Below are 25,420 nucleotides of genomic sequence, written 5' to 3' on the forward strand. Positions count from 1 at the left end.
TCTTGGCGCTCACTTTCTGGAGTCGCAGTGAGAACAACGAGAAGCACCACGAGAAGCACCACGAGAAGCACCACGAGAAGCACTACGAGAAGCACTACGCGAAAGAGCCCCTTAGTCGTCCTGCTGACCGCGCTGGTCACCCTCCTCGGTCTTCTGGCGCTCGCCCCAACTCCCGCCCAGGCGCAGGCACATGAGGTGGCCGAGCCGCCCCCCACCACCCAGGCCACCGGCATCCACATCTCCAACGGCCGTCTCCTCGAAGGGAACGGCAACGATTTCGTGATGCGGGGCGTCAACCACGCCCACACCTGGTACCCGAACCAGACCCAATCCCTCAGGGACGTCAAGGCGTTGGGCGCCAACGCCGTCCGCGTCGTCCTCGCCGACGGTCACCGCTGGACCGCGAACACCGCCGCCGACGTGGCCGCCGTCGTCGCCCAGTGCAAGGCCAACCGGCTGATCTGCGTACTGGAGGTGCACGACACCACCGGCTACGGCGAGGACGCCGCCGCCGGCACGCTCGACCAGGCGGCCGACTACTGGATCGGCCTCAAGAGCGTGCTCGCGGGCCAGGAGAACTACGTCATCATCAACATCGGCAACGAGCCCTGGGGCAACACCGATCCGGCGGGCTGGACCGCCCCCACCATCGCCGCCGTGCAGAAACTCCGTGCCGCCGGATTCGAGCACACGATCATGGTGGACGCGCCCAACTGGGGCCAGGACTGGCAGGGCGTCATGCGCGCCAACGCCCAGTCCGTGTACGACGCCGACACCACCGGCAACCTGATCTTCTCGATCCACATGTACAGCGTCTTCGACACGGCGGCCGAGATCACCGACTATCTCAACGCCTTCGTCACCGCCGAACTCCCCATCCTGATAGGTGAGTTCGGCGGCCCCGCCGACCAGTGGGGCGACCCGGACGAGGACACCATGATGGCCACGGCCGAGCAACTCGACCTCGGCTACCTGGCCTGGTCCTGGAGCGGCAACACGGACCCGATCCTCGACCTGTCGATCGGCTTCGACCCGACGCAGCTCAGCTCCTGGGGTCAGCGCATCTTCAACGGCGCCAACGGCATCGCCCAGACGTCCAAGGAGGCCACGATCTACGGCGGCGGCACGGGCACCGACACTCAGGCTCCGACCGCCCCCGGCACCCCGGCCGCCTCCGCGACCACCGCCACCTCGACCACCCTGACCTGGACCGCCTCGACGGACAACGTCGGCGTCGTCGGCTACGACGTCGTACGGGTGGGCAGCGGCGGTACGGAGACCACGGTCGCCGCCTCCACCACCAGCACCGTCACGGTCACCGGCCTCACCGCGGCCACGGCGTACACCTTCGCCGTGTACGCCCGTGACGCGGCCGGCAACCGCTCGCCCCGCTCGGCGACGGTGAACGTCACCACGTCCCAGGGCGGCGGCACCCCCGGAGTCAGCTGCTCGGTCGCCTACCGGGTGGTCGGCGAGTGGCCGGGCGGTTTCCAGGGCGACATCACCCTCCGCAACTCGGGCACCACCGCCCTCACCAACTGGACCCTGGGCTTCTCCTTCGCCAACGGCCAGACCATCAGCAACATGTGGGGCGGCACGCCCACCCAGACGGGCGCCGCCGTGAGCGTCGTACCCGCCTCCTACACAGCCACGATCCCGGCGGCGGGTTCGGTCACCGTCGGCTTCATCGGGGTGAAGGGGACGACCAACGCGGCGCCGACCGCCTTCACGGTCAACGGCACTGCCTGCACGACCAGTTGATCCGCGTCAGCGACACGAGGGCGGCGTTCCGTGGTCGGGACGCCGCCCTCGCACTCCGTCACTCGAGCCCGTTCCCTATCCACAGATGGAGAAGGAGATCCGCCCCTGGTGCGACGCGAATCCCACCCGCCGTCGGGGAGGCTGGACGTCATGACCGGCAAGAAGCGGGAAGGCAGCATGGAAGCGATCGTGGAAGCACTCATCGAGCCCGACTGGAAGACCGTGGGCATCCTGGGGGCCGCTCGGGGCGGCGCGCTCGCGACCGACGGCGCGGCCATCGGCACCGAGCACCTTCTCGCCGCCATCACCACGACCAAAGGGCCCGCGCGCGAAGCACTCGCCGCCGAAGGGGCCACCCAGACCGCGCTGTTGGCGGTGATACGGGACCGGATGGGCCGGGACGACGCGTGGCGCGGTGCCGACGACGCCGAGGGAAGTGTCGCCGCGCAGGACGTGCTGGGGGAGGACGGGGGCCGGCGCGACCGCTTCACGGGCGCCGCGGCCGGGGCGTTGACGGCGGCGATGGGTCAGGCACGACGGGAAGGCGCGTCGAAGTTCGGCGCGGTCCATCTGCTGCGGACGTTGCTGGGGGAGGACAGCAGTACGGAGGACCGCAATGTGGAGGACAGCCCGGCGGAGGGCAACCGCGCGGTCGAGTTGCTGGGCGTCTGCGGGATCTCACCGCAAGCCGTACGGGACCGCCTCGACAGCGGCACTGGCGGCACCCGTGGTCAGGAGGACGGCCTCAGCCCCCTGCTGCACGCCACCCGCGACGTACTTCTCGGCCGTGACCAGTACCGTCATCTGCCCTTCTGGAAGCGCTGGCTGGTCAAGAGCGCCGGGATCAACCTGGCGTCCAAGCCCGCCTGGTGGACCGGGATGGAGACCTACGAGCAGGCCCACCGCCTAGGCAACCGCACGGTGGGTACCGAACACGCCCTGCTGGCGATCCTCGCCACCCACGAGGTCGCGCTCCGGTACCCGCATCTGGCGGGGGAGAACGCTCCCGCTCCCGACACCCGGTACGCGGGCGGCGAGCGGCTGGCCGGCCTGGGCATCGACTACGCCTCGGTGCACAGTGCGCTGACCGGCGATCGCGTCCTTCTGACGGCCGACGCCCGCCCTGTCGAGCTGTACCTCGAAGAGGCCGCGGGCCCGAGCGCGGTGAGTACGGCCGACTCCGGCGGCGAATCACCGGTCGACCCGGGCACGGGCCCGCTGGTCGAGCTCCTCCTGAGCGAGGAGACACGCGCCCGGCAACTGGTCGACGCGCTGGCTGTGCGGGACGCCTGAAAGCACTTGTCCGGCACGTAGCCCTGCCAGGATGATCGTCGATCACGCGCCTCGACGAACTCAACGCTCCCGAACGGCAGTTGTGGGACTCCTTCCCGCAAGGACGCACCGTCGACGTCCGGGACGCTCCGGCGTCGGCGCGGGCGGAAGAAGATGACCGGCTGCGGCCTGCCGGGCCTGGTCGCCGACGCGGCCCAGATCGACGCCCGACTGGCGCTCTCCCGCTGCCGGTTGACCGGGCCGCTCGTCCTCACCCGCGCCCAGCTCAACGGCGACCTGGACCTGCGTGACACGACGGTCACCGCTCCCGGCGGCGAGGCGGTATCCGCCGTCCACGCCACGGTGGACGGCGACGCGCTGTGTACCAACCTGACCGTCGACGGCGGGTTCCGTCTCTCCGGGGCATCCATGGACGGCGAGTTCGACCTCGAAGGCGCCGCGCTGTGAAATCCCGGCGGTCACGCCCTGGACGCCTACCACGTCCGGATCACCGAGGACTTCACCTTCCACCCGGGGTTCAGCGCCGAGGGCCGGATCACCGTCTCCGGCGCCACGGTCGGAGCGGGCCTCGGTTTCTGCGGCGCCCGGCTGAGCAATGCCGGTGCCATCGCCCTGGAGGCGATCGATGTCACGGTCAACCGCAACATCGACCTCGGCGGTGGCCTGACGGCCGAGGGCGGCATGAAACTCGACGGCACGCCACACTCACCCACCCCGAGGGCACCGCCCTGTCCCTGCGCGCGTACCCAGGCCCGGGAGACCGACCTGGGCACCCGGCTGCCGATCGACGGCACGGTCGACGCACGCAAATGCCCACCTGGGCACGCTGTACGACGCCCCGGACACCTGGCCGGCCGACCTCCGCCTGGCCGAGACGACGTACGACGCCCTCGCGAACCCCTCCCGGCAGCCGAGAGAGTCCGCTGGATCAGACGCACCGGCGGCGGCTACCTGCCCCAGCCGTACGAGCAACTGGCCGCGGCCTACCGGAAACCGAAGCACGAGGACGAAGCGCGCACGGTACTGCTCGCCAGACAGCGCCACCGCCGCACGACCCTCGCCCCGCACGTCCGCGTCTGGGGTACGTCCAGGACGCGGCCGTCGGCTACGGCTACCGCCCCCTCCACGCAGGCCTCAGGCTGCTGGCCCTGCTCGTCTGTGGCGCGCTGTACTCCGGCCCGCATCCCCCGGCCCCGCTCGAAGCGGGCAAGGCACCGCGGTTCAACGCCGTCTTCTGCACCCTCGACCTGCTGGTCCCGATCATCACCTTCGGCCGGGAGGCCGCCTTCGCACCCCGGGACACCGGCCAATGGGTGGCCTACACGCTGATCGCGGCGGGCTGGATCCTGGCCACGACGGTCACGGCAGGAATCTCCCGCGCGATCAGCCGTCAGTGACAGGCCCGGCACCACCCGGGCCCTCGGCAGTCGAAGGGCCCTCCCGTCTGTTGGACGGAAGGGCCCTTGACCTGCGATTTTCCCTGTGCCCTCGGCAGGATTCGAACCTGCGACACCGGCTTTAGGAGAGCCGTGCTCTATCCCCTGAGCTACGAAGGCGGGGTCTGTAGGAACATGCGCCGGAAATCGGGGTGAACCCTGCGATTCCAGACACGTGATTCCGGTGGGTTGTACCGCGCACGGCCGAGGCCACGCACCTGCGCCAGTGTAGCGGGTGAGGGGTGCGGGCTGCTGCCGCCCCGTCCCGGCCGCGGGCACGGGTGCGGGGTCGGGGCGGCACGTTGATGTTCTCTCCCGTCTTGTCCTGTTGGGTCGCTCGGTCGAGCTCAGCGGCGGGGCGGTGCTTCGACGCCCGTCATGGCGAGGGCCGCCGGGGGGAGCCGGTCGCCGTGGATGGTGATGCTCGCGACGGCGGCGTTGAACTCCTGGAGTTCGGCGGGGGTGAACCTGACCTCCTCCGCGCCGATGTTCTCCAGGAGGTGGGACAGGCGGGTGGTGCTGGGGATCGGTACGATCCAAGGCTTCTGGGCGAGCAGCCAGGCGAGGTCGATCTGGGCGGGGGTGGCGCCCTTGCGTACGGCCCACTCCTGGAGCAGCTGGACCAGGGGCATGTTGGCGGCCAGGTTGTCCCGGCTGTTGCGGGGGAACGCGGTGCGGCGGTCGTCGGCCGTGAAGGGGAAGTAAGGGCTCATCGCGCCGGTCGTGAAGCCCATGCCCAGCGGTGCCCAGCAGACGAAGCCGATGCCGAGTTCCTCGCAGAGGGGCAGGACGTTCTGTTCCGCGCCGCGCCACAGGGTGGAGTACTCGTTCTGGATCGCGGTGAGCGGGAGGACCGCGTGGGCCCGGCGGACGGTCCCCAGGCCCGGCTCGGACAGGCCCCAGTGCAGGACCTTGCCCTGGGCGACGAGGTCCTTCACCGTGTCCGCGACGTCCTCGATCGGGACGGTGGGGTCGACCCGGTGCTGGTAGAGCAGGTCGATGTGGTCCGTCCTCAGGCGCTTCAGCATGCCGTCGACGGCTCGGCGGATGTGGTCCGGGCGGCTGTTGAGGCCGTTGCGGGCCCCGGTGACCGGGTCGATGTCCCAGCCGAACTTGGTCGCGATCACCACCTTGTCGCGGACGGGCCGCAGGGCCTCGCCGACGATCCGCTCCGACTCGAACGGCCCGTACGCCTCGGCCGTGTCGAAGAACGTCACACCCTGGTCCACCGCCGTCCGGATGAGGGCGACCATGTCCTTGCGGCTGGTGACCGGGCCGTAGAGGTTGCCCGGCATGGTCTGGGTGCCGAGGCCGATGCCGGAGACCTTCAGGGAGCCGAGCCTGCGGCGACCGGTCTGTGTGACGGACGCGGTCACGGGGTTGCGACTGTGTGTGCGGGCGCTGCTGCCCGTGGCGGACGGTGCCGCTTGCGCCGGGGCCGCCGCGGCCACCAGTGAGGTCGCCGCGAGTGCGGCCGCGCTCAGGAAGCCGCGACGGCCGCGGTCGGTCGGGTTGCCGTTCTGCGTGCTGTCCTGTTCGTGCATGCGTGACATCCCTCGTGGTCGTCTGCTGGGAGCGCCTCACGTCCGTGACCGCGGTCGACGCCCACGCTCGTCCGGCGCTTGGCGTCCTGCGGTTCGGATGTCGCCGGGCGGTGAGACCGAGTCAATCAGCGTGTCCGTGGGGGTGGGAGGGCGTGCTGTGCCGGGTAACGGCAGTACCCCTCAAGCCCTCAGGTCCCCAATTCCCCAAGTCCTCAGGTCCTCAGGCACCCGTGCTCCCACATGTGTGCGGGTTCGCTACCAGGTCGTTGCCACGGAACGCAGCGCGGTCCAGGTGTCGCCGTCCCGGGCGTAATCCATCGTGAATCGCAGCGGCCAGTCGGCGTGGGTGCCGTAGACCGTCGCCTCGGTGACGATGCGGCCGACGAGGCGGGCCGAGTCGCCGTCCACGTCGACGGTGACGTTCTTCTCGGTCACGCCGTGGTAGACGAACCGGCCGGCTCGCATCTGGGACAGCCACTCGGTCTTGGGCTGCTGGTAGCCGGTGATGTGGGTGAGGGTGAAGCCGTCGTCGAGCAGGTCGTCGAGGGCGTCGGTGTCTCCGTCGGTCATCGCCCGCAGGTGCGCGCGGTAGGCGGTGAGAACCTCGTCGCGGGCGGTCGCGTCCGGGGATGCCGGCATGGTGGCTCCTTTCCTGGTGGGGCCATTCGGCGGCCCTGGCGGGGGTCATTCGGCGACCGGGCGTCGGGACAGCCGTACCTCTTCGATGTCGAGCCGGCGCTGGACCTGGCGCAGCACGGTGTCGTCGATCTCGTGGTCGTCGCGGAGGCGGACCAGGGTGGCGCGTTTGTGGGTGAGGAGGGCCAGGCGCAGGGCGGTGTAGTGCCGGTGGTGGCGCAGGACGGCCGCTTCGTCGGAGGTGTCCGTCTCGCCGCCGCCCGCGCGGACGACGAGCAGGTGGGTCTCGTACTCCTGGCGCATGCGCTCGGTGACCGTCGGGTCGGTGTCCAGGTCGGCGGCGAGCGTGGGGAGAGCCTTGAGGGCCTCCTCGGTGGCGGTGGTCTCGGCGAGGAGGCGTTCGTCGTCCATTGATGTGTCGTGGGGCAGGCGGGCCCAGCGCACCACGGCCGGGAGCAGCAGTCCCTGTACGACCAGGGTGGTGACGATGACTCCGGAGGTGACGAAGACGATGGTGTCACGGTCGGGGAAGGGCGCGCCGGAGTTGAGGGTCGTGGGCACCGACAGGGCCACGGCCAGGGAGACCGCGCCCCGGAAGCCGGCGATCGAAGTGACCACCCGGGCGCGGTAGTTCATCCGGCGCAGGCGTTGCTGTGGACGCCGGTCGAGCAGGCGGATCAGATACGGGACGGTGAAGTTGAAGGCGAAGCGTGCGGCTACGACGACTGCGGAGACGGCCGCTACGGCGATGAGGGCGTTGGTGAGGTCGTCGCCGTGCAACTCGCGTACGGCGGCCTGGGCCTGGAGGCCGACGAGGACGAACAGGGAGCCGTTGAGCAGGAAGGTGGCCAGCGACCAGGCCTCCTCCGCCTGGCGGCGCATCTCGGCGCCGGCCATGCGCGGTCCGGCCTGGCTCATGATCAGCCCGGCCGCGACGGCCGCGAGGACGCCCGAGGCGTGGATCAGCTCGGCGAGGAGATAGGCGGTGAAGGGGGTGAGGATCATGACCACGTTGCCGAGGAGCGGGTTGGCGAAGACCCGCCGCGCTCTGATCACCAGCCAGGCGATCACGGCGCCGGCCGCCGCTCCGCCGATGTAGGAGAGAGCGAACAGCCCGGTGACGTGCGGGACGGTGAGGTGCTCCTCGCCGACCGTGATGCCGACGGCCAGGCCGAAGACGACGAGTGCGGTGCCGTCGTTGATGAGGCTCTCGGCGCGCAGCAGGGTGACGTTGCGGCGGGGGAGTGCCTTGGCGAGGACGCCGACGGCGGTCGCGTCGGTGGGGGCCACGGCCGCGCCCAGCACCCAGGCCGGTCCCCAGGCCAGGCCCAGCTGGTGTGCCACGGTCGCCACGGCTCCGGCGGTGCCGATGACAAGTACGGTGCTCATCAGGACGATGCCGCGCAGATCCTGCCGGATCCCCCGCAGGGAGGTGGTCAGGCTCTCCCAGTACAGCAGCACCGGCAGGAAGATCAGCAGCACCGCCTCCGGCGGCAGCTCCACCTCGCGCAGCGCGGGCACGAAGCCGAGCAGCGCGCCGAGGACGAGCAGCACGACGGGCGGGGCGATGCGGTAGCGGTCACCGGCGGCGTTCCCGAGGAGCACCGCCACGCCGAGGACCACGACGAGTTCGAGACCGATCACGGCATGGCTCCCGGCGGGGTCAGGGGTCGCGTGGCCACCCGACCGCGGGCACCCCTGGTCGGGACGCGGGGTCTGCCGGACGAAGTGGCCGCACAGGCGTTGAGGGGGAACATCGGTCTTCTCCGGCAGCGGGTCAGCGCGGCAGGAGCCGCATGGTCGTCGAGCCCGCGGTGGCGCTCGTGATGCGCTGGATGGTGTCGGCGGAGTAGCGGCCGTACTTGGTGCGGTAGGCGGCGTCGACCGCGTCGTTGATCCCGCTGCCGACGTCTCCGTTCATGTCCGCGTCCACGGTTACGTCCTCGAACGTCACGTCCTTCTCGACGCCGCCCGCCTCGACACGGCCCTCGTGCCGGGCCCGGGTGCCGCGGTACCAGTCGGAGCCGGGGCCGTTCACGGAGCGGACGTAGATGCCGTCGGCCATGCGCACGACCCAGATGGTGCGCCGGCTGCCCAGCTCGCCGTCGCGGCGCAGGGACGCGATCTCCAGTTCCTCCGCGTGCCCGATGCTGTCGAGTTCCTGGCTCGTCCAGGCAGGTGTCGCAGGTGTCGCAGGTGTCGCCGGTGTCGAGGTCATGAGGTCTTCTCCTTGAGGAGTACGGAGGCCACCGCGGTCAGGACCACGAGCAGCGCGGCGATCAGGAGGCTGGAGCGCAGCCCGTGCAGGAAGTGCGCGTGGTTGGAGACCAGGGCGCCGAAGACGGCCACGGACAGGGCGCCGCCGAGCTGGCGGGACGCGTTCAGTACACCGCTCGCGGTGCCGGCGCGCTCGGCGGGGACACGGTCGAGGAGCAGCGAGGTCACCGCCGGTACGGCGAGGCCGCCGCCGGTTCCGACCGGGATCATCAGCAGGACCAGCAGCCAGGCGGGCGCCGACGCCGGCGGAACGCACAGCGCGACCAGGCCGGCGGCCATGAGGAGCTGGCCGGTGATGATCGGCATCCGCGCGCCGAACCTCGCGGCGAGCCGGGCCGCCGTCGGGCTGACGACCGCGGTCAGCAGCGTCATCGGCAGGAACGCCAGTCCGGTGGCCATCGGCGACAGGTCCTGTTCCTGCTGGAGGTACAGGCCGAGCAGGAAGATCATGCCGTAGAAGCCGACGTTGAGCGCGAAGCCGATGGTCGCCGAGAGCGCCATCGTCCGGGCGCGCAGGAGAGCGAGCGGCACCATCGGGTTCCGGCCGCGTGCCTGGGAGGTCAGGAAGACCACCGCGGCGACCACGGCCACCGCCAGTGCGAGCAGTACGCGCGGCGCGCCCATGCCCACGTCGCCGGCCTCGATCGCCGCGTACGTCAGTCCGCCCATCGCCGCCACCGCCGCGATCTGCCCGGTCCAGTCGAACGGGGCGTCGCCCTGGCGGGGCGAACGCGCGGTCCGGGTGAGCAGGAACAGCGCCAGCACGCCCACCGGCAGATTGACGAAGAAGATCATCCGCCAGCTGAGTTCACTGAGCACACCGCCCAGCACCGGCCCGGCCGCGGCGCCCACCGAGCCGCCCATCGCCCACACCGAGATCGCCCGGGCACGCCCGGCCGGGTCGGGGAACGCCTCGCGGATCAGCGCCAGCGAGGCCGGCACGATCACCGCGGCGCCCGCACCCTGCACCAGCCGCGCCACGACCAGCACACCCAGGTCCGGTGCGAGACCGCAGGCCGCCGAGGCGACGGTGAACACCACGAGCCCCGCCCCGAACGCCTGCCGCGCACCGATCCGGTCGGTCACCGACCCGGCCGACAGCAGCAGCGCGGCGAACATCAGCGTGTAGCCGTCCACCACCCATTGCAGGCCCGTCATACCGCCGCCGAAGCCGCGCCCGATCTCGGGCAGCGCGACGTTGACGATCAGGGCGTCGAGCGTCATCACGAAGAAGCCGAGCAGCGCTGCCGCCAGTGCCCACCGGGCACCGTTCGCGGTGCCGGGCCGCCTGGCGGCGGTATCGGCCGACGCCGACGCCGACGGCTTGTCCGATGCGACAGAACTGGACACGGGTGCTTCTCCTGAGGACGAGACGGGACGAAAGGGGTTCTCTACGGGGTCTCTGGCGGTTCTCTGTGACGGAACGAGTTCTTCCACCGCCGTCCAGCCTGCGCGCCGGACGCGTCGCGTGGCAGGCCGGGTTGTGCCGGGGAGCGCTGTTCGGGGGTGTGACAGGTCCCCCCAGGTCCAGCCCATGGATCCGTCCTGGCCGCCCTGACACACTGGCCGCATGGCACGTGAGCAGCGCAACGGCAGTGACGGCACTGAACTGGGGCGTTTCCTGCGCGCCCACCGCGCCCGGGTGACTCCCGAGCAGGCCGGTCTCAAGGCCGGCCCCGGCCTGCGGCGCACGCCCGGGCTGCGCCGTGAGGAGCTGGCCACCCTCGCCGGTGTGAGCATCGACTACTACACGCGCCTGGAACGCGGCAAGGAGTCCCACCCCAGCCCGTCCGTCGTCGACGCGCTCGCCCGGGTCCTGCTGCTGGACGCACACGCTCATGCGCACCTGCGAGATCTCGCCGTGTGCGCCGCCCGCCCCGCCGCCTCCGAGCCCTCGACGGCGCCCACCTCGTCGGTGGGACCCGGGGTCACCCTGCTGTTGGAGAGCCTGCGGCCCCACCCCGCGGTCGTGGTCAGCCGCACGATGGACCTGCTCGCCTGGAACCCGGGCGGGCTACGGCTGTTCGTGGGCATGGAGCAGTGGCCGGCCGAGAAACGCAACGTCGCCCGCTGGGTGTTCCTCAACCCCGGCGCCCGTACGGTCTTCGACCACTGGGACGAGCAGATCCGCGCGTGCGTGGGGCGCCTGCGCGCCCTGGCCGGCACCGACCCGGACGCCCCCGACCTCGTCGGGCTCGTCGACGAACTCCTCGCAGAGAGCCCGGAGTTCGTACAACTCTGGGACCGCTACGACGTACGGGCGCACACCCACGGCAGCAAGACCTTCCACCTCCCGGACGTCGGCACCCTCACCCTCGACTACCAGTCCATGCAGCTGGAGGGCTTCCCCGGCCACCGCCTGGTCGCCCACTACGCCGAACCCGGCACCCCCGACCACGACAAGATGGTCCTGCTGGACATGGTCGCCACCGGGTCGGACACGAAGCCCGCCGAGAAGGAGGAGTACGAGAAGTAGAAGGGGTAGAAGCAGCGGAACCGACGCGGCCCTAGGTCGTGTCCGCAATGTCAGGGGAGCCAGAGTCGTAGGCAGGCGATGGTGACGAGGGCCTGGTAGTGGCGGGCGCGTTTGTCGTAGCGGGTGGCGAGGGCTTTGTTGTGTTTGAGCTTGTTGAAGCAGCGTTCGACGACGTTGCGGCGCCGGTAGGCGGCCCGGTTGAGTCGGCAGCGGCTCTCGCCGCGCCGGATGCGGCCGTTGATCTGATCGATGCGTTCGGGGATCGCTGCTCTGATGCCTCGTCTGCGCAGGTAGGAGCGGATCTTCGTGGATGAGTAGCCCTTGTCCGCGACGACCCGCTCGGGCCGCGATCTGGGTCGGCCGGGCCCGCACCGGCTGACGCTGATGCGGGCCATGACCTGCTCGAACTGGGTGCAGTCGTTGACGTTCCCGGCGGTGAGGGTGAAGGCGAGCGGCCGGCCCTGCCCGTCGCAGGCCAGGTGGATCTTCGTGGTCAGCCCGCCGCGGGACCGTCCGATCGCCTCGCCCGGCCAGAGCCCCCTTTTCGGGCTCCGGCCGCATGCTGGTGGGCCCGCACAGTGGTGGAATCCACGCAGACGACCGTCCAGTCGACGGCGCCGACAGCGTCGCAGTGCTGCTGGACACGGGCCAACAGCCGGTCCCAGGTACCGTCCTGCGACCAGCGGCGGAAACGCTCGTAGACCGTCTTCCACGGCCCGTACCGCTCAGGCAGATCTCTCCAGGCCGCCCCCGTGGACAGCTTCCACAGGATCCCGTTGACCACCTGGCGGCGATCGCGCACCGGTCTGCCCATCCTCGACGGAGCCAGCAACGGCTCAATCACCGCCCACGACTCATCAATCAGCTCATGACGACGCACCACGAACAGACCAACGACCCCACCACTTTGCGGACACGACCTAGGGCCGGATCAGGACCTTCAGCGCGGTCCGGTCGGCCATCGCCCGGTAGCCGTCCGGTACGGCGTCGATGCCGACGGTGTGGTCGAAGACCCGGCCGGGATCGACCGTGCCGTCGAGGATGCCGGGCAGCAGTTCCTCGATGTAGGCACGGGCCGGGGCCGCGCCACCGGTGACGGTGATGTTGCCCATCATCGACTCGAACCCGAGCGGGATCCCGGTGTACTGCGCGACACCGAGCCGGCTGATCACCCCGCCGTGGCGGACGATGCTCAGCGCCGTGTCCATCGCCTGCGTGGCGCCGACGGCCTCGATCACCGCGTGCGTGCCGTCGCCACCGGTCAGCTCCCGGACGCGCTCGATGCCTTCCTCGCCGCGCTCGGCCACGACGTCGGTGGCGCCGAAGTCCCGGCCCAGGTCGGTACGGTCCGTGTGCCGGCCCATGAGGATGATCCGCTCGGCGCCGAGCCGCCTGGCGGCCAGTACCGCGCACAGCCCGACCGCGCCGTCGCCGATCACCGTCACCGATTTGCCGGGCGCGACCCTGGACGTCACCGCGCCGTGGTGGCCGGTGCAGTACACGTCGGACAGGGTCAGCAGGGACGGCAGCAGGGCCGAGTCCTCGGCCACCGGCAGCTTCACCAGCGTGCCCTGTGCCTGCGGGACCCGTACGGCCTCGCCCTGGCCGCCGTCGACACCGTTCGGGCCCCACTGGCCGCCGTGCCGGCAGGACGTGTGCAGTCCCTCCGTACAGAAGTCGCAGGTGTTGTCCGCCCAGACGAAGGGCGCGACCACCAGGTCACCGGACTTCAGCCCGGCCACCTCCGGGCCGACCTCCTCGACCACGCCGAGGAACTCGTGGCCCATGCGCCGGCCCTCCTCCGAGGCGGGCATCGACGCGTACGGCCACAGGTCGCTGCCGCAGACGCAGGAGCGCACGACGCGTACGACGGCGTCGGTGGGGTTCTGGATCTTCGGGTCGGGGACGTTCTCCACGCGTACGTCTCCGGCGCCGTACATCACTGTTGCTCGCACGAGATTTCTCCCAGCTCTGTTGCTCAAAAAAGGGGGGGTGATCGGAAGGGGTGCCGCTACGAGGGGCGGCTCAGCGGGTGCTCCTGCGACGGGCGTCGTACTCCCCGTACTCCTCGTCCGAGACCTTTTCGAGCCACTCGGTCTCGGGGCTGCCGTCGCCGGTGCCCTCCCACAGCGCCAGGTGCTCCATGAAGCGGTCCGGGGCGGCGCCGTGCCAGTGCTCCTCGCCCGGCGGGGTGTGGACGGTGTCGCCGGGGTGGGCCTCGACGACCGTGCCGTCGCGTGTGCCGATCAGTGCGACGCCGGAGACGATGTGGAGCGTCTGGCCCATCGCGTGCGAGTGCCAGTCGGTTCGCGCGCAGGGCGAGAACCGCACCATGTTCGCGCGTATCCGCGACGGCTCCTGGCCCGCGTGGACGACGTCGAACCAGACGTCCCCGGTGAACCAGTCGGCGGGCGCCTTCACGGTGGACTGCTGCGTGAGGACTTCCAACGTGCGCTCCTTGCTTCCTGCGCCGCTCGGCACCGCCGGTGCGTGCCGGTGCCTCCGACGGACATCTTCGATGTCGTCGACTCTTTCCGCATCGCGGGCCACGTGGCAGGGCGGGCCGTGCCGGGGAGCGGTATTCCGGGGTGTGACAGGGCCCCCCCACGGCAGTGCCGCGCAGGTGGCGGGGCCCGCAGACTGGAGGACATGGACAGCGAGCAGCAGAACGGCGGGGGCACCGAGCTGGGCCGCTTCCTGCGCGCCCGCCGGGCCCGGGTGACCCCGGAGGAGGTCGGCCTGACGGCCGGTACCGGACTGCGCCGTACGCCCGGACTGCGCCGCGAGGAACTGGCCACCCTGGCCGGGATCAGCATCGACTACTACGTCCGTCTGGAGCGCGGCAAGGAGACCCGGCCCAGCGTGTCCGTGGTCGATTCCCTCGCCCGCGCCCTCCTGCTGGAGGACGACGAGCACGAGCACCTGCGCGGTCTGGCCGCCCGTGCCGCGCGCAGTGCGCCCGAGCCGCCCCCCGCGCCCAGCCGTACCGTCCGGCCCGGCGTGAAACTGCTCCTGGAGAGTCTGCGCCCCCAGCCCGCGCACGTCGTCAGCCGCACCAATGACCTGCTCGCCGCCAACCCCGGCGGCCTGCGCCTCCTCCCCGGCATCCAGGACTGGCCGGCCAGGGAGCGCAACATCGCCCGGTACCTCTTCCTCCATCCCGCCGCACGGGACCTGTTCCACGACTGGAACACCCACCTCCGCGGCTGCGTGGCCCGGCTGCGCGCCCTGGCCGGCACCGACCCCGACGCCCCCGACCTCACCCGGCTCGCCGGTGAACTCCTGCTCAAGAGCCCGGAGTTCGCCCGCCTGTGGGAGCGCTACGACGTCAAGGGCCACACCAACGGCCGCAAGACGTTCCACCACCCGGACGTCGGCACGCTCACCCTCGGCTACCAGTCCATGGAGCTGGAGGGCACCCCCGGCCACCGCATGATCACGTACTACGCCGAACCAGGCACCCCGGACCACGACACGATGGTTCTGCTCGACCTCCTCGGCCAGGACCAGCCCACACGAAGGCCGACGGCACACGAGGCCCGGCCGAAGCCGCCGGAGGACGATCCCGCGTCGCCACTGTCCTGACCTGCGGTGCCGAACGGATGGGGCGGCTTCGGCCTGACGACCGCCCCTGGCCGCACGCCCCTGTGCCTGCCGCTCGCGGGCATGCCCACGACGACTGCACTTCCGGTGGCTGCACTTCCGCGGGCTCCCCGTCCCGCCGCTCACCGCCGCCGGGATGACGACGAGGCCCGCCGAGGCGGAGAGCCGCGCTGCCATGTGGGCCGGTGAGCTTCCTGACGCGTCCCGGCGGCTCGGTCGCGCTGAGCGACCCGGCCCGGGAGGTCTCGTGGCTCGGACACGACACCCGCTCGACGTCTGCCGCCGACGTCGCCGCGCCTCTTGGAGCCGGGTCACTCGGCCGGTGGGGATCAGCCGTTCGGGGTCGGCCGGTGAGGATCAGCCCTTCAGGGACAGCTGGTGGGGGCCGGCCGTTCGGGGTCGGCTGGTGGGGATCTGCTGTCCGGGGGCAGCTGGTGGGGGCCGGCCGTTCCGGGTCGGCCGGTGGAGATCAGCTGTCCGGGGGCAGCTGGCGGGGACCGGCCGTTCCGGGTCGGCCGGTGGAGATCTGCCGTCCGGGGGCAGCTGGCAGGGACCAGTCGCCCCGGGGCAGCCGGTGAGGATCAGTCGTCCCGGGTCAACCCGAGAGGACTGGCCGTTGCGGGGCGGCCGGTGGGGATCAGCTGTCCCGGGGCAGCCGGTGAGGATCAGCCGACCGCCCGGAGCCGGACCGCCCGGAGCCGGCGCCGTGGCTCGTCACGGTGTTGTCAGTTCGCCTGTGCGTAGCGCTGCGGTGACGCCGCCGTCCATCAGGAGGTCGGCGCCGGTGATGAAGCCGGCCTCGTGGCCGAGGAGGAAGGCGGCGGCAGTGGCGACCTCCTCGGAGGTGCCGAAGCGCTTCGCGGCCGAAGCCTCGCGTACCTTCTCGAACCACTCGCGGCGCGGCCCGGAGAGTTCGTCGAGGGCCAGCGGGGTGATGATCACGCCGGGGCTGACGGCGTTGACACGGGCTCCGCGCTTGCCCCACGCCGCGGCGGCGGTCTGCACGCGCAGCGAGTTGGCCCGCTTGGACAGGGCGTACGCGTGGACGGAGGAGCCGATCCGGTCGGGCTGGAGGAACGGCAGCGCGAGCAGTTCCGAGGTCTCGGTGGTCGCGAGGGCGTGCTCGATCTCGGGCGGATAGGGGCTCTCCCGGTGTCCGGCCATGCTGGCGACCACGATCCCGGCGCCGCCGGGCGCGATCACCTCGGCGAAGGCGTCGAGGACGTACGCCGTGCCCAGCAGGTCGACGTGCAGCAGTCGTTCGATGCTTGCCTGGGTGGGGGAGACACCGGCGGCCTGGATCACCTGGGTCACCGCGCCCATGCTCGCGGCCGTGGCGGCCAGTGCTTCGACCTGGGCCGGGTCGGAGATGTCGGTGGCCTGGACGGCCACCTCGTAGCCCTCGCCGCGCAGTTGCTCGGCGGCGGCCCGCGAGGCCTTGTCGTCGTGGGCGGCGAGCAGCAGGGTGCGGCCGGCGCCGACCCGGCGGGCGATGGCCAGACCGATGCTGCCGGGGCCGATGACGACGACGATCTCCTTGGCGTGCGGCCGGTGTTCGCTACTCATGTCGGAGGCGCTCCTTCGTTCCATGTTCTCGGGACCTGTGCGACGTACCGGCTAGGCCGTTGCGCCGTCACCACCGCCGTCGCCGAACAGAGCGGAGAAGTTGATCTTCCCCTGTTGCAGCTTCGCGTCGCGGGACTCGGCGAACCCGCCGTCGGTGATGTACAGCCGCTGTCCGCGCACCACGGTGGCGGTCGGTGAGGCGAGCCCGTCCGCCCTGGTCAGGACGGTCCTCTTGGTGCCGTTCGGGTAGATCACGGCGATCTCGTCAAGGCTGTTCAGCGCGGCGAACACCACGTCGGACCGGCCGCTCAGGAAGTTGAAGTCGTCGATGCCCACGACCGAGTCCGCCACGACATGGACCCGGCCGGCCGAGCCGGTGGCCGTGACCGGCACCCGCAGCAGCGTGCCCTTGCTGAAGTTGGAGACCCACACGGCGCCGTTGTGGAAACGGAGCCCGTTCGCGCCCAACGGCAGCGGGGCGGCCTGGTCCGGCGTGAGGGAGGCGTCGGTCAGCCAGGGGGTCGCCGTACCGCCCGAGACCGGGACCGTCCAGACGGCACCCTTGAAGCTTTCGGCGAGGTACAGGGTGCGTCCGGCCGGGTCGATGGCCAGGCCGTTGGGGAGTTCCCCGGCGGGCAGGGCGGCGATACGGCGGGGGCTTCCGCCCAGGGGCAGCTTCCACACGCCCGACCGGGCGGCGTCGGCGGAGGACACGTTGTAGTAGACGCTGCCGTCGTGGCCCCGCGTGTTGCCGGTGATCATGTCCCCCGGCTGCCCGGCGACGAGCACCTCACGGTGGTGCCCGGACGCGTCGACCCGCACGAGCGCCGGCCGTCTGCCCGCCGAACCGCCCAGCATCGAGACGGTCAGCGAGCCGTCCGGGTTGAGGGTGACGTTCTCGGGCGCGTCGCCGACGGCGAAGTCGAACGAGGCGACGGTCCTCACGTGGGTGACGACCGGCTTCGACCGCGCCTGGCCGGTCGCGGCGGATGCGGCGGACGCGGCGGTCGCGTACGGGGAGACCGTCGCCGCCGAGACGAGCACGGCCGACGTCACGGCGACCGCCGCCGCGAGTCCGAACCGCTTCTGCAAAGGGGTGCCTCTGTGGTTCATCGCATTCTTTTCTTCTCGCGGCCGTGCCCTCGGAGCGGGCACCGTCCGGTGGCTGCTTGGCCTGATGCCAAGCTAGGAGCCAGGACTGGCGGGTGGCAGGTCGGGCTGTGCCGGGGAGCGGTGTTCCGGGCTGTGCCACAGCCCCCCACCCGTCGAACAGGGACCAGGGACCAGGCATCAGGGAGAGACCTTGAAGAACGAGCGGGAATTCTTCTCACCGGACGCCATGCCGTGGCGCACCGGACCGCAGCCCGGGACCGCCGAGCGGATCCTGAGCAGGGACGAGGCCGACCCGGATGTGCTGACCCGCCTGGTGCGCTGGGAGCCCGGCCTCGACACCTCGCCCTCCGGTGTGATCCGGCACGAGTGGGTCGAGGAGGTCTGTCTCCTCGAAGGCGACCTGCACGACCTGACCCTGGATCAGACCTTCCGCGCAGGAGACTTCGCCTCCCGTCCCCCGGGCATGGAGCACGGCCCGTACCGGACGACCGACGGCTGCGTGATGCTGGAGGTCCGCTACCGGCCGTAGCGTGTGTGCCGTGTTCGGTTCCGCGTCTGGAACAACGGCATCGGGCGGGGCACCCTGGGCTCTCCGGCCCATTTCTGCTCGTACTGCCGGACCGGCCGGAGAGGGGAAACAACGTGAACTCCGACGACGGTACGGGGCCGGCTCAGTGGTCCACCACGTCACCCGAGCACCTCGACCGGCTGGCCCTAGGGGTGCTGAGGGCCGCCCGTGACGCGGCCCGGGAGCTGAGGCGGGAACCTCCGGATCCGGATCGGCAGACGTGGGCCCTCGGTGTGCTGGCGGGGCAGACGCAGGCGATGCTGGGACCCGGAATGCCGGACCATCCGCCGGTCGGGGCCGAGGCACGGGAGGGATTCGTCCGTACGGCTCTCGCTCTCGCCGTGCATGTACGGGCGCACAGCTGGGCGAAGGCCGACCTCGGCGCGGCCGGCGTACCGGGCCAGAACGACGTCCCGCACGCCGGGGAACTCCGGTCGGCCGACACCTTCGACGTCCTCGGGCGGCTCCTGCTCCCGAACACCTCGCCCGAGGGCTGGACCGCCACCCTCGTCACCGACCTGGCCCGCGGCGACCAAAAGCTGGAGGCCGCGGTCAAGCTGGGCAAGTACGTCCTGCACCCCACTTTCCTGGCCCTCACCGACGACACGACCCGCGTCATCGGCGAAGCCCTGCACAACATCAATGTGCGCCGCCTGGGGCAACTGGCCGACGAGCTGCGCCACTGGGCTGGAGCCGCTGCCCCGCCCCTGCCAGAGGTGCCACGCATACCGACCCCGATCATCACGGAAACGGTGCTCGACGAGGTGGTGGGTGACTTTCCCTGGCCATCAGTGGACCCCTCGACGGTGTCCGACGAGGTGGTGGGTGACTTTCCCTGGCCATCAGTGGACCCCTCGACGGTGTCCGACGAGGTGGTGGGTGACTTTCCCTGGCCATCAGTGGACCCCTCGACGGTGTCCGACGAGGTGGTGGTCGACTTTTCCTGGCCATCACTGGAACCCTCGGACGCGGGTGGTACGGCGTTCGACAGAATGCCCTTCGTGGACGAGCCCGACGACCCGGACATCGACCCCCTGACGATCCGAGGCTTCGGCCTCTGACCGCACCCTCGCCCTCGCCCGAGGTGTACACCGCCCACCCACCCTTCACGAGTGTGCGACAGCCCCATGCGTGAACGTCGGCGTCGTCCCCGGATTCGCCCAGGACGCCGTCAGTTCGCTGGACGGGAAGAACTTGCAGGAAACGCGGGTCCGACTGCGAGCGGTCGACCAGGGTCTTCTCGACGATCAGGGAGTTGTACTGGTCGGCCGTCGTCTCGATGGTGTTGGCGTTCAGGACCACCTCCTGGCCCCACGCGCGGGCCCAGCGGGCGATGCCCGGCATCCGGGAGTGCTCCGGGGTCAGGCACTCGGCCGCGATCCCGTTCTCGCTGCTCGCCCAGATGCCGGTGGAGGTGTTGAGGACGATGGTCTGGTTGCCGAGGACGTGTCCCGGGGTCTCGACCACGGCCACGCCCGGCCCAAGCAACAGGGAGCCGTCGACGGGGAGGAACGCGTCCGGGCGTACGTCCCGGTAGGTCTCCGGCTGGTACCAGGGCTGTTGGAGGGGGTGCAGCTGGGACATGGCCAGCAGCTCGTGGCGCTGGACTGTCACCTTGGCGTTGGGGAAGGCGGGCTCGACGACCGCGCCGCCCAGGTCGCGCTGCGGGCTCGTCGTACCCACCCAGCGGCGCAGGTCCTGGGTGTGCAGGTGGTCGAAGAGGAGGTAGTCGACGTCCTCCGGTTGGATGCCCAGGTGGGCCAAGTGGCCCAGTACCGTGCCGTGTTCGGTCGTCAGTAGTGACTGCAACGGCTTGGGCGTACGGCGGATCAGGGACGCGAAGTACGGCGTGTTCTGGCCCAGTTCGTGGTCGCTCGGCTCGAACAGCAGGACCCTGCCCCGGCCGTCGCTCTCCGTCCACCGCACCACCAGCATGCGGTTGGTGATCGACAGGAACGGCGCGATCGCCCGACTGGCCCTGAACAGACCGAACTTGGTCGGGTACGGGAGTGTGATCAGGTCGCAGGTCGTGACGCTGTCCGGGGTGCCCGTCGCGGCGAACTCGGTGCGGAAGAACTTCGCTTGGGCACGGGCCCAGGCAAGGTGTTCAGGAAGTTGCAGACCAGCTGGTAGAAGCCGATCGTCAGGACCAGGTCGGAGAGCTGCCCGGCCGTGAGGAACGTGAGCGCCTCGGCGCGCTCGGGTTCCGTCAGCGTGTGCTGCTCCAGCAGCCGGTCCGTCAAGGAGAGGACTGCCGTCTGCTCCGCCGTCAGCCCTTCAGCCGAACCACTTCCCGCGGCGGCTGTGCCTGCCTCGTCGAGTCCGAGGAGGCGGCCGATGTTCTCGTGGTGGTGGATCTCGTACGGCGTCCGGCGCCGATGTGCGGAACGGCAGGTCGCCGTGGCGTCGCGGGCGGGTGCCGTTCGTCCCTGGCCGCGCCCTGAGTGCCTGCCCCGGTCGTGCACCGAGGCCGGGGCCGGCCGGAGCCGTGGGCGGGTCCGAACCCGCTTAACGGCAGGGAAACGAGCGAAGGCCGCGGGTGAAATACACCCCGGGCATCTTTCCTCTACGAACGTAGAGAAAAAACGGCCGCCGTCCTCCGTAGGAGTCGGTGCTCGCCGCATGACGCTCGGCACGCCCCGGAGGGGAACCCACCCATGGACGTCCTGCCCCTGCCCTCACGCACCCCGACAGAGCCCCATCCGCTCGACTCCCTCGCCCCCGTCGAGATCGACACCGCCCGCCGGACACTCGCCGACGCCGGTCTCCTCACGGCGTCGACCCGCTTCGCCTACCTAGGGCTGGAAGAACCGGCCAAGGGCGATCTGCTCGCCCACGCGCCCGGTGTTCCGGTCGACCGCCGAGTACGGGCGCTGCTGCTCGACACGGACCCGGCGGGCGGCCCGGCCCGGGACGTGATCGTGTCCGTCACGCACGGCCGGGTCGATTCCCAGCGTGCCCTCGATGTCGCCGTCGACGGGCAACTCCCCGTACTCGACGAGGAGTTCGGGCTCGTCGAGGAGATCCTGGCCGGCGACGAGCGATGGCTGGCCGCGCTCAGGAGCCGGGACCTGGACGTCTCACGCGTACGGGTCGCGCCCCTGTCGGCCGGGGTCTACGCCGACGAGTACCCCGAGGAGCGCGGGCGCCGCGTCCTGCGCGGCCTCGCCTTCGTCCAGGAGCACGACACGGACCACGCCTGGGCCCACCCGGTCGACGGGCTGGTCGCCTACGTCGACGTCCTGAACCGAACCGTCGACCGTGTCCTCGACTTCGGCCCCGTCCCCATCCCCATCCCCACCGAGTCGGGCAACTTCGACGACCCCGCCGTCACCGGCCCCCTCCGCACCACCCAAAAACCCATCGAGATCACCCAGCCCGAGGGCCCCAGCTTCACCCTCGAAGGCAATCTCCTCACCTGGGAGAAGTGGACCCTGCGCGTAGGCTTCGACGCCCGCGAGGGCCTGATCCTCCACCAACTGGCCTTCGCCGACCGCTCGATCATCCACCGAGCATCGATCGCGGAGATGGTCGTCCCGTACGCCGACCCCTCCCCGGTCCGCTCCTGGCAGAACTACTTCGACACCGGCGAATACCTCATCGGCCGCTACGCCAACGCCCTCCAGCTCGGCTGCGACTGCCTCGGCGACATCACGTACCTGGACGCGGTCATCGCCGACGAGACCGGCGCCCCGAAAACCCTCCCCAACGCCGTCTGCGTGCACGAAGAGGACTACGGCATCCTCTGGAAGCACACCGACCTCTGGGCCGGCTCCGCCGAGACCCGACGCCAACGCCGCATGGTGATCTCCTTCTTCACCACCGTCGGCAACTACGACTACGGCTTCTACTGGTACCTCTACCTCGACGGCACCATCGAGTTCGAGGCCAAGGCCACCGGCGTCGTCTTCACCTCCGCCCACCCCGGCGGCGACCACCCCTACGCCACCGAGATCGCCCCGGGCCTAGGCGCGCCCTACCACCAGCACCTGTTCAGCGCCCGCCTCGACATGGCCGTCGACGGCACCGCCAACCGCGTCGAGGAGATCGAGACGGCCCGCGTGCCGATCGGTCCCGACAACCCGCGCGGCAACGCCTTCGCCCTGTGCCGTACCCCCCTCACCCGGGAGAGCGAGGCGCAGCGCATGGCCGACGCGGGCACCGACCGGGTCTGGCACATCTCCAACCCGGGCTCCCTCAACCGCCTCGGCCACCCGGTGGCGTACGCCCTCTGCCCCGAGGGCAAGCCCGCGCTGCTCGCCGACCCGGCCTCGTCCGTCGCCGCCCGCGCCGCCTTCGCGACGAAGCACCTGTGGGTGACCCGCTACGACCCGGCCGAGCGCTACCCGGCCGGCGACTTCGTCAACCAGCACCCCGGCGGGGCCGGCCTGCCCGCGTACACCGCCGCCGACCGCGACCTCGACGGCGACGGGAACGGCCAGGACATCGTCGTCTGGCACACCTTCGGCCTCACCCACGCCCCCCGGCCGGAGGACTGGCCGATCATGCCGGTCGACTACACGGGTTTCAAGCTCAAGCCGGTCGGCTTCTTCGACCGCAACCCCACGCTCGACGTTCCCCCCACTCCGACCGCCCACGCCTGCTGCGCACCGGAGGACCACCATGGCTGACCTGACCACACAATCATCCGGTACGGCCACTCCCGCGCCGGGTCTGCGCGGCTCGATCGGCGTCACCGGAATCGTCTTCCTGGTCGTCGCGGCAGCCGCACCGCTCACCGCCATCGGCGGCGCGCTGCCCGTCATGTTCGCCATCGGCAACGGCCCAGGCGTCCCCGCGGCATACCTGCTGGTAGCCGCGGTCCTACTCCTCTTCAGCGTCGGCTACGCGGCGATGAGCCGCCACGTGGTGGACGCAGGCGCCTTCTACTCCTACGTCACGGCAGGCCTGGGCAGGATCACCGGCACAGGCGCGGCAGGCCTGGCTCTCCTCACGTACAGCGCGATCCAGGCGGGCATCTACGGCCTGGCCGGGGTCACGACCGGCGGCCTGGTCACGAAGTACGGTGGCCCGGACCTGCCCTGGTGGACATGGAGCGGCATCCTCCTGGCGCTCGTCGCGATCCTCGGCTACCGCAACATCGAGGTCGGTACGAAGGTGCTGTCGCTGCTGATAGTGCTGGAGGTGGGCATAGTCGCCGTGGTGTCGGTCGCGGTCCTGGTCCAGGGAGGCGCCGACGGCATCAACTTGACCTCCTTCACCCCGGACGCCTTCTCGACCGGCTCACCCGGCATAGGCGTGATGTTCGCGGTCGCGTCGTTCGTAGGCTTCGAGGCGACGGCGATCTACGGCGAGGAGGCCCGCGACCCCAAGCGCAGCGTCGCGAAGGCGACCTACCTGGCCGTGATCCTGATCGGTGTCTTCTACGCCCTGGCCAGCTGGGCCATGGTCCTGGCCGTCGGCACCGACGAGGTGCAGGGCGCCGCCGCCGAGAACACGGCGGGACTGGTCTTCGCGGTCGCCGGCGAGTACGTAGGCGGCGCGGCCTCGGATCTGATGGAGATCCTGCTGCTCACGAGCCTGTTCGCCGCTCTGCTCGCCTTCCACAGCGCGATCGCCCGCTACCTGTTCTCCCTCGGCCGCCAGGGCAGCGCCCCTTCGGCACTGGCCCGCAGCCACGCCCGACACGGCTCCCCGCACATCGGCTCGCTCACCCAGACGGCCTCGGCAGCCGTGGTGGTCGCCGCGTTCGCCTTGGCCGGCGCGGATCCGGTGCTGCAACTCTTCACCTGGATGAGCGGCCTGGCCACGCTAGGGGTGCTGGTCCTGATGATCCTGGTCAGCGTGGCGGTCCTGGTCTTCTTCAGCCGCACCGCCACCGACTCCCGCCTCTGGCACACCCGGATCGCCCCGGTACTGGGCGGACTCGGCCTGTGCGCGGTGGCATGGCTGGTACTGGCCAACTTCACGACCCTGATCGGCGGCTCCGCGGGTCTGGCCCGTCTCTTCGAGGGAGTCGTGGCGCTGTTCTTCACAGGCGGCGCCCTGACCGCAGTACGGCGACGAGGCAGCACCCCAACACCCTGAACCCCTGAGCCAAGGCCCGGCTCCTGGGCCGGGCCCGCTGCTCGGGCCCGCCGCACTTCAGCACCGGCCGGAGCATTTCAGCCCGTCCGGCGTTTGAGGACGAGCGCGTTCAGCGCGACCTTCCCACCCACCCACCCGGCCACCACCACCCTCCAGCCCGTCCGGCGCTTGAGCACGAGGCCGTTCAGCGCGACTTTCCCACCCGCCCACCCACCCACCCGGCCGCCACCGCCCTCCAGCCCGTCCGGCGTTTGAGGACGAGGCCGTTCAGCGCGACTTTCCCACCCGCCCACCTGCCCACCCGGCCGCCACCGCCCTCCAGCCCGTCCGGCGTTTGAGGACGAGGCCGTTCAGGCCGACAGTGGGGGTCTGGGGGCGGCAGCCCCCAGGGATGGGAACGGGTAAGGGCGGCGGGGGCGAGGAAACCCACCCCTCACGCCGCCAGATCCCGCTCCTCCGCGTCCGACCCCCGGACCCCCGCCGACAAGGAGGCCCCCGTGCCCGACGCACCGGCCCTCACCTCCACCGCAGGGGCGATCCTCTGTCTCGTCGGACACTTGCCCGCGCCCGTCCGTCACTGGGCACCGCACGCGATCGTGCTCGTCGTGATGGTGCTGATGGCCTCCCCGCACACCGGCCCCGACGTACTGCTCGCCGGAGCCGGCACAGTCGCCGCAGCCTGCCTCTGGGCCGCGATCAAGGGCTGCCCCACCCGGCGCCCGGCCGATGTCGTGGACCTCGCGGCCATGGCCGTCCTTACCACGGCCACCGCCCGGGCCGGTCACATGGACGGGACACACATGACCCACCACGGACCCGCCACCTGGGAGCCAGGACCCTTCCTCTTCCTCACCGGCTGCTGGGCCGTCGCCCGGGCCGCCGCCCACCTCCACACGCAGCTCGATCTCATCGGGCCGACGGACCGCACCCCACGGCGCCGACAGCCGTACCGGAGCGCGATGCTGCGCGAGTCCGGCGGCCTCGTCATGATCGCCGGCATGGCCGCGATGCTCACCTGACCGGTTAGGGTCGGACCGCAGAGCGAACCCGCAGAGCGAACCCGCACAGCGGGACGGGGAGCGGGACGGGGCCAGGAGGA

General features: G+C 71.0%; 22 protein-coding genes, 1 tRNA gene and 1 pseudogene. 12 read left to right on the forward strand and 12 right to left on the reverse strand.

All coding sequences use genetic code 11. The annotated features are described in order from the left end of the window. Window positions 1-123 precede the first annotated feature (123 nt). The 4 genes from OG787_RS28290 to OG787_RS28305 all read left to right on the forward strand — a co-directional run bounded on the left by OG787_RS28290 (window position 124) and on the right by OG787_RS28305 (window position 4,451). A complete protein-coding gene (locus OG787_RS28290; RefSeq protein ID WP_405540607.1) occupies window positions 124-1,761 on the forward strand; it encodes a cellulase family glycosylhydrolase in 1,638 nt (545 codons plus the stop codon). Between the two features lie 108 nt (window positions 1,762-1,869). Continuing rightward, window positions 1,870-3,054, forward strand: coding sequence for a Clp protease N-terminal domain-containing protein (locus OG787_RS28295; RefSeq protein ID WP_405536883.1), 1,185 nt, complete (start codon window positions 1,870-1,872; stop codon window positions 3,052-3,054). A gap of 153 nt (window positions 3,055-3,207) precedes the next feature. Further along, entirely contained in the window at window positions 3,208-3,501 is a 294-nt protein-coding gene (locus OG787_RS28300; protein ID WP_405536885.1) for a hypothetical protein, read from the forward strand. Window positions 3,502-3,863: 362 nt separating this feature from the next. After that, window positions 3,864-4,451 carry a hypothetical protein gene (locus tag OG787_RS28305; RefSeq protein ID WP_369032354.1) on the forward strand — a complete coding sequence of 196 codons (588 nt, stop codon included), beginning with the start codon at window positions 3,864-3,866 and terminating at the stop codon, window positions 4,449-4,451. Window positions 4,452-4,537: 86 nt separating this feature from the next. On the opposite strand, the gene OG787_RS28310 is transcribed toward OG787_RS28305, so the two are convergent. The 6 genes from OG787_RS28310 to OG787_RS28335 all read right to left on the reverse strand — a co-directional run bounded on the left by OG787_RS28310 (window position 4,538) and on the right by OG787_RS28335 (window position 10,297). Continuing rightward, window positions 4,538-4,610, reverse strand: a tRNA-Arg gene (locus OG787_RS28310). 227 nt (window positions 4,611-4,837) lie between these two features. After that, window positions 4,838-6,034, reverse strand: coding sequence for an aldo/keto reductase (locus tag OG787_RS28315; RefSeq protein ID WP_369034021.1), 1,197 nt, complete (start codon window positions 6,032-6,034; stop codon window positions 4,838-4,840). Window positions 6,035-6,289: 255 nt separating this feature from the next. Further along, window positions 6,290-6,673 (reverse strand): nuclear transport factor 2 family protein, encoded by a 384-nt coding sequence (locus OG787_RS28320; RefSeq protein ID WP_405536887.1) that lies wholly within the window; start codon window positions 6,671-6,673, stop codon window positions 6,290-6,292. 45 nt (window positions 6,674-6,718) lie between these two features. Continuing rightward, window positions 6,719-8,314 (reverse strand): Na+/H+ antiporter, encoded by a 1,596-nt coding sequence (locus OG787_RS28325; RefSeq protein WP_405536889.1) that lies wholly within the window; start codon window positions 8,312-8,314, stop codon window positions 6,719-6,721. A gap of 133 nt (window positions 8,315-8,447) precedes the next feature. Then, window positions 8,448-8,888: a DUF2255 family protein gene (locus OG787_RS28330; RefSeq protein WP_405536891.1), complete on the reverse strand. Its 441-nt coding sequence runs from the start codon at window positions 8,886-8,888 to the stop codon at window positions 8,448-8,450. Then, window positions 8,885-10,297 carry an MFS transporter gene (locus OG787_RS28335; protein WP_405536893.1) on the reverse strand — a complete coding sequence of 471 codons (1,413 nt, stop codon included), beginning with the start codon at window positions 10,295-10,297 and terminating at the stop codon, window positions 8,885-8,887. Before OG787_RS28335 ends, OG787_RS28330 begins: the two co-directional genes overlap by 4 nt. A gap of 220 nt (window positions 10,298-10,517) precedes the next feature. Here OG787_RS28335 and OG787_RS28340 point away from each other — a divergent pair, with 220 nt between their 5' ends. Further along, entirely contained in the window at window positions 10,518-11,423 is a 906-nt protein-coding gene (locus OG787_RS28340; protein ID WP_405536895.1) for a helix-turn-helix transcriptional regulator, read from the forward strand. 50 nt (window positions 11,424-11,473) lie between these two features. On the opposite strand, the pseudogene OG787_RS28345 reads toward OG787_RS28340, so the two are convergent. From OG787_RS28345 to OG787_RS28355, 3 genes and pseudogenes are all read right to left on the reverse strand, one after another. Then, window positions 11,474-12,303 (reverse strand): annotated as a pseudogene (locus OG787_RS28345) (IS5 family transposase). 40 nt (window positions 12,304-12,343) lie between these two features. After that, a complete protein-coding gene (locus tag OG787_RS28350) occupies window positions 12,344-13,378 on the reverse strand; it encodes a zinc-binding dehydrogenase (protein WP_405536897.1) in 1,035 nt (344 codons plus the stop codon). Window positions 13,379-13,448: 70 nt separating this feature from the next. Then, window positions 13,449-13,871 (reverse strand): cupin domain-containing protein, encoded by a 423-nt coding sequence (locus OG787_RS28355; RefSeq protein ID WP_369034028.1) that lies wholly within the window; start codon window positions 13,869-13,871, stop codon window positions 13,449-13,451. Window positions 13,872-14,072: 201 nt separating this feature from the next. Between OG787_RS28355 and OG787_RS28360 the strand changes: the two genes are divergently transcribed. After that, window positions 14,073-15,008 carry a helix-turn-helix transcriptional regulator gene (locus tag OG787_RS28360; protein WP_405536900.1) on the forward strand — a complete coding sequence of 312 codons (936 nt, stop codon included), beginning with the start codon at window positions 14,073-14,075 and terminating at the stop codon, window positions 15,006-15,008. Between the two features lie 732 nt (window positions 15,009-15,740). Here OG787_RS28360 and OG787_RS28365 read toward each other — a convergent pair. Both OG787_RS28365 and OG787_RS28370 read right to left on the reverse strand, forming a co-directional pair. Next, window positions 15,741-16,592 (reverse strand): SDR family oxidoreductase, encoded by an 852-nt coding sequence (locus OG787_RS28365; RefSeq protein ID WP_405536902.1) that lies wholly within the window; start codon window positions 16,590-16,592, stop codon window positions 15,741-15,743. A 51-nt stretch (window positions 16,593-16,643) separates the two neighbouring features. Then, a complete protein-coding gene (locus tag OG787_RS28370) occupies window positions 16,644-17,705 on the reverse strand; it encodes a hypothetical protein (RefSeq protein WP_405536903.1) in 1,062 nt (353 codons plus the stop codon). A 190-nt stretch (window positions 17,706-17,895) separates the two neighbouring features. Here OG787_RS28370 and OG787_RS28375 point away from each other — a divergent pair, with 190 nt between their 5' ends. The 3 genes from OG787_RS28375 to OG787_RS28385 all read left to right on the forward strand — a co-directional run bounded on the left by OG787_RS28375 (window position 17,896) and on the right by OG787_RS28385 (window position 20,073). Then, a complete protein-coding gene (locus tag OG787_RS28375; RefSeq protein WP_369034032.1) occupies window positions 17,896-18,234 on the forward strand; it encodes a cupin domain-containing protein in 339 nt (112 codons plus the stop codon). 113 nt (window positions 18,235-18,347) lie between these two features. Beyond that, the gene (locus OG787_RS28380; protein ID WP_405536905.1) at window positions 18,348-19,334 is read left to right on the forward strand and encodes a hypothetical protein; all 987 of its coding nucleotides are present in this window, start codon (window positions 18,348-18,350) and stop codon (window positions 19,332-19,334) included. 70 nt (window positions 19,335-19,404) lie between these two features. Beyond that, the gene (locus OG787_RS28385; RefSeq protein ID WP_405536906.1) at window positions 19,405-20,073 is read left to right on the forward strand and encodes a hypothetical protein; all 669 of its coding nucleotides are present in this window, start codon (window positions 19,405-19,407) and stop codon (window positions 20,071-20,073) included. 215 nt (window positions 20,074-20,288) lie between these two features. Here OG787_RS28385 and OG787_RS28390 read toward each other — a convergent pair whose 3' ends face one another. Beyond that, window positions 20,289-20,738, reverse strand: coding sequence for a hypothetical protein (locus OG787_RS28390; RefSeq protein ID WP_405536908.1), 450 nt, complete (start codon window positions 20,736-20,738; stop codon window positions 20,289-20,291). Window positions 20,739-20,930: 192 nt separating this feature from the next. Between OG787_RS28390 and OG787_RS28395 the strand changes: the two genes are divergently transcribed. From OG787_RS28395 to OG787_RS28405, 3 genes are all read left to right on the forward strand, one after another. Next, the gene (locus OG787_RS28395; protein ID WP_405536910.1) at window positions 20,931-22,904 is read left to right on the forward strand and encodes a primary-amine oxidase; all 1,974 of its coding nucleotides are present in this window, start codon (window positions 20,931-20,933) and stop codon (window positions 22,902-22,904) included. Beyond that, entirely contained in the window at window positions 22,897-24,321 is a 1,425-nt protein-coding gene (locus OG787_RS28400) for an APC family permease (RefSeq protein ID WP_405536911.1), read from the forward strand. Before OG787_RS28395 ends, OG787_RS28400 begins: the two co-directional genes overlap by 8 nt. A 497-nt stretch (window positions 24,322-24,818) precedes the next feature. Then, a complete protein-coding gene (locus tag OG787_RS28405) occupies window positions 24,819-25,340 on the forward strand; it encodes a DUF5134 domain-containing protein (RefSeq protein ID WP_369035151.1) in 522 nt (173 codons plus the stop codon). Window positions 25,341-25,420 lie beyond the last annotated feature (80 nt).

It is taken from the genome of Streptomyces sp. NBC_00075 (genome assembly GCF_045041225.1).
Lineage (GTDB): Bacteria > Actinomycetota > Actinomycetes > Streptomycetales > Streptomycetaceae > Streptomyces > Streptomyces adonidis.

Bases quoted from the DNA above. Each gene is read 5' to 3' on its own strand.
- OG787_RS28365 (WP_405536902.1), bottom strand. From the start codon at position 16,592: ATGAGTAGCGAACACCGGCCGCACGCCAAGGAGATCGTCGTCGTCATC.
- OG787_RS28395 (WP_405536910.1), top strand. From the start codon at position 20,931: ATGGACGTCCTGCCCCTGCCCTCACGCACCCCGACAGAGCCCCATCCG.
- OG787_RS28315 (WP_369034021.1), bottom strand. From the start codon at position 6,034: ATGCACGAACAGGACAGCACGCAGAACGGCAACCCGACCGACCGCGGC.
- OG787_RS28320 (WP_405536887.1), bottom strand. From the start codon at position 6,673: ATGCCGGCATCCCCGGACGCGACCGCCCGCGACGAGGTTCTCACCGCC.
- OG787_RS28300 (WP_405536885.1), top strand. From the start codon at position 3,208: ATGACCGGCTGCGGCCTGCCGGGCCTGGTCGCCGACGCGGCCCAGATC.
- OG787_RS28370 (WP_405536903.1), bottom strand. From the start codon at position 17,705: ATGAACCACAGAGGCACCCCTTTGCAGAAGCGGTTCGGACTCGCGGCG.
- OG787_RS28400 (WP_405536911.1), top strand. From the start codon at position 22,897: ATGGCTGACCTGACCACACAATCATCCGGTACGGCCACTCCCGCGCCG.
- OG787_RS28340 (WP_405536895.1), top strand. From the start codon at position 10,518: ATGGCACGTGAGCAGCGCAACGGCAGTGACGGCACTGAACTGGGGCGT.
- OG787_RS28360 (WP_405536900.1), top strand. From the start codon at position 14,073: ATGGACAGCGAGCAGCAGAACGGCGGGGGCACCGAGCTGGGCCGCTTC.
- OG787_RS28305 (WP_369032354.1), top strand. From the start codon at position 3,864: ATGCCCACCTGGGCACGCTGTACGACGCCCCGGACACCTGGCCGGCCG.
- OG787_RS28330 (WP_405536891.1), bottom strand. From the start codon at position 8,888: ATGACCTCGACACCGGCGACACCTGCGACACCTGCGACACCTGCCTGG.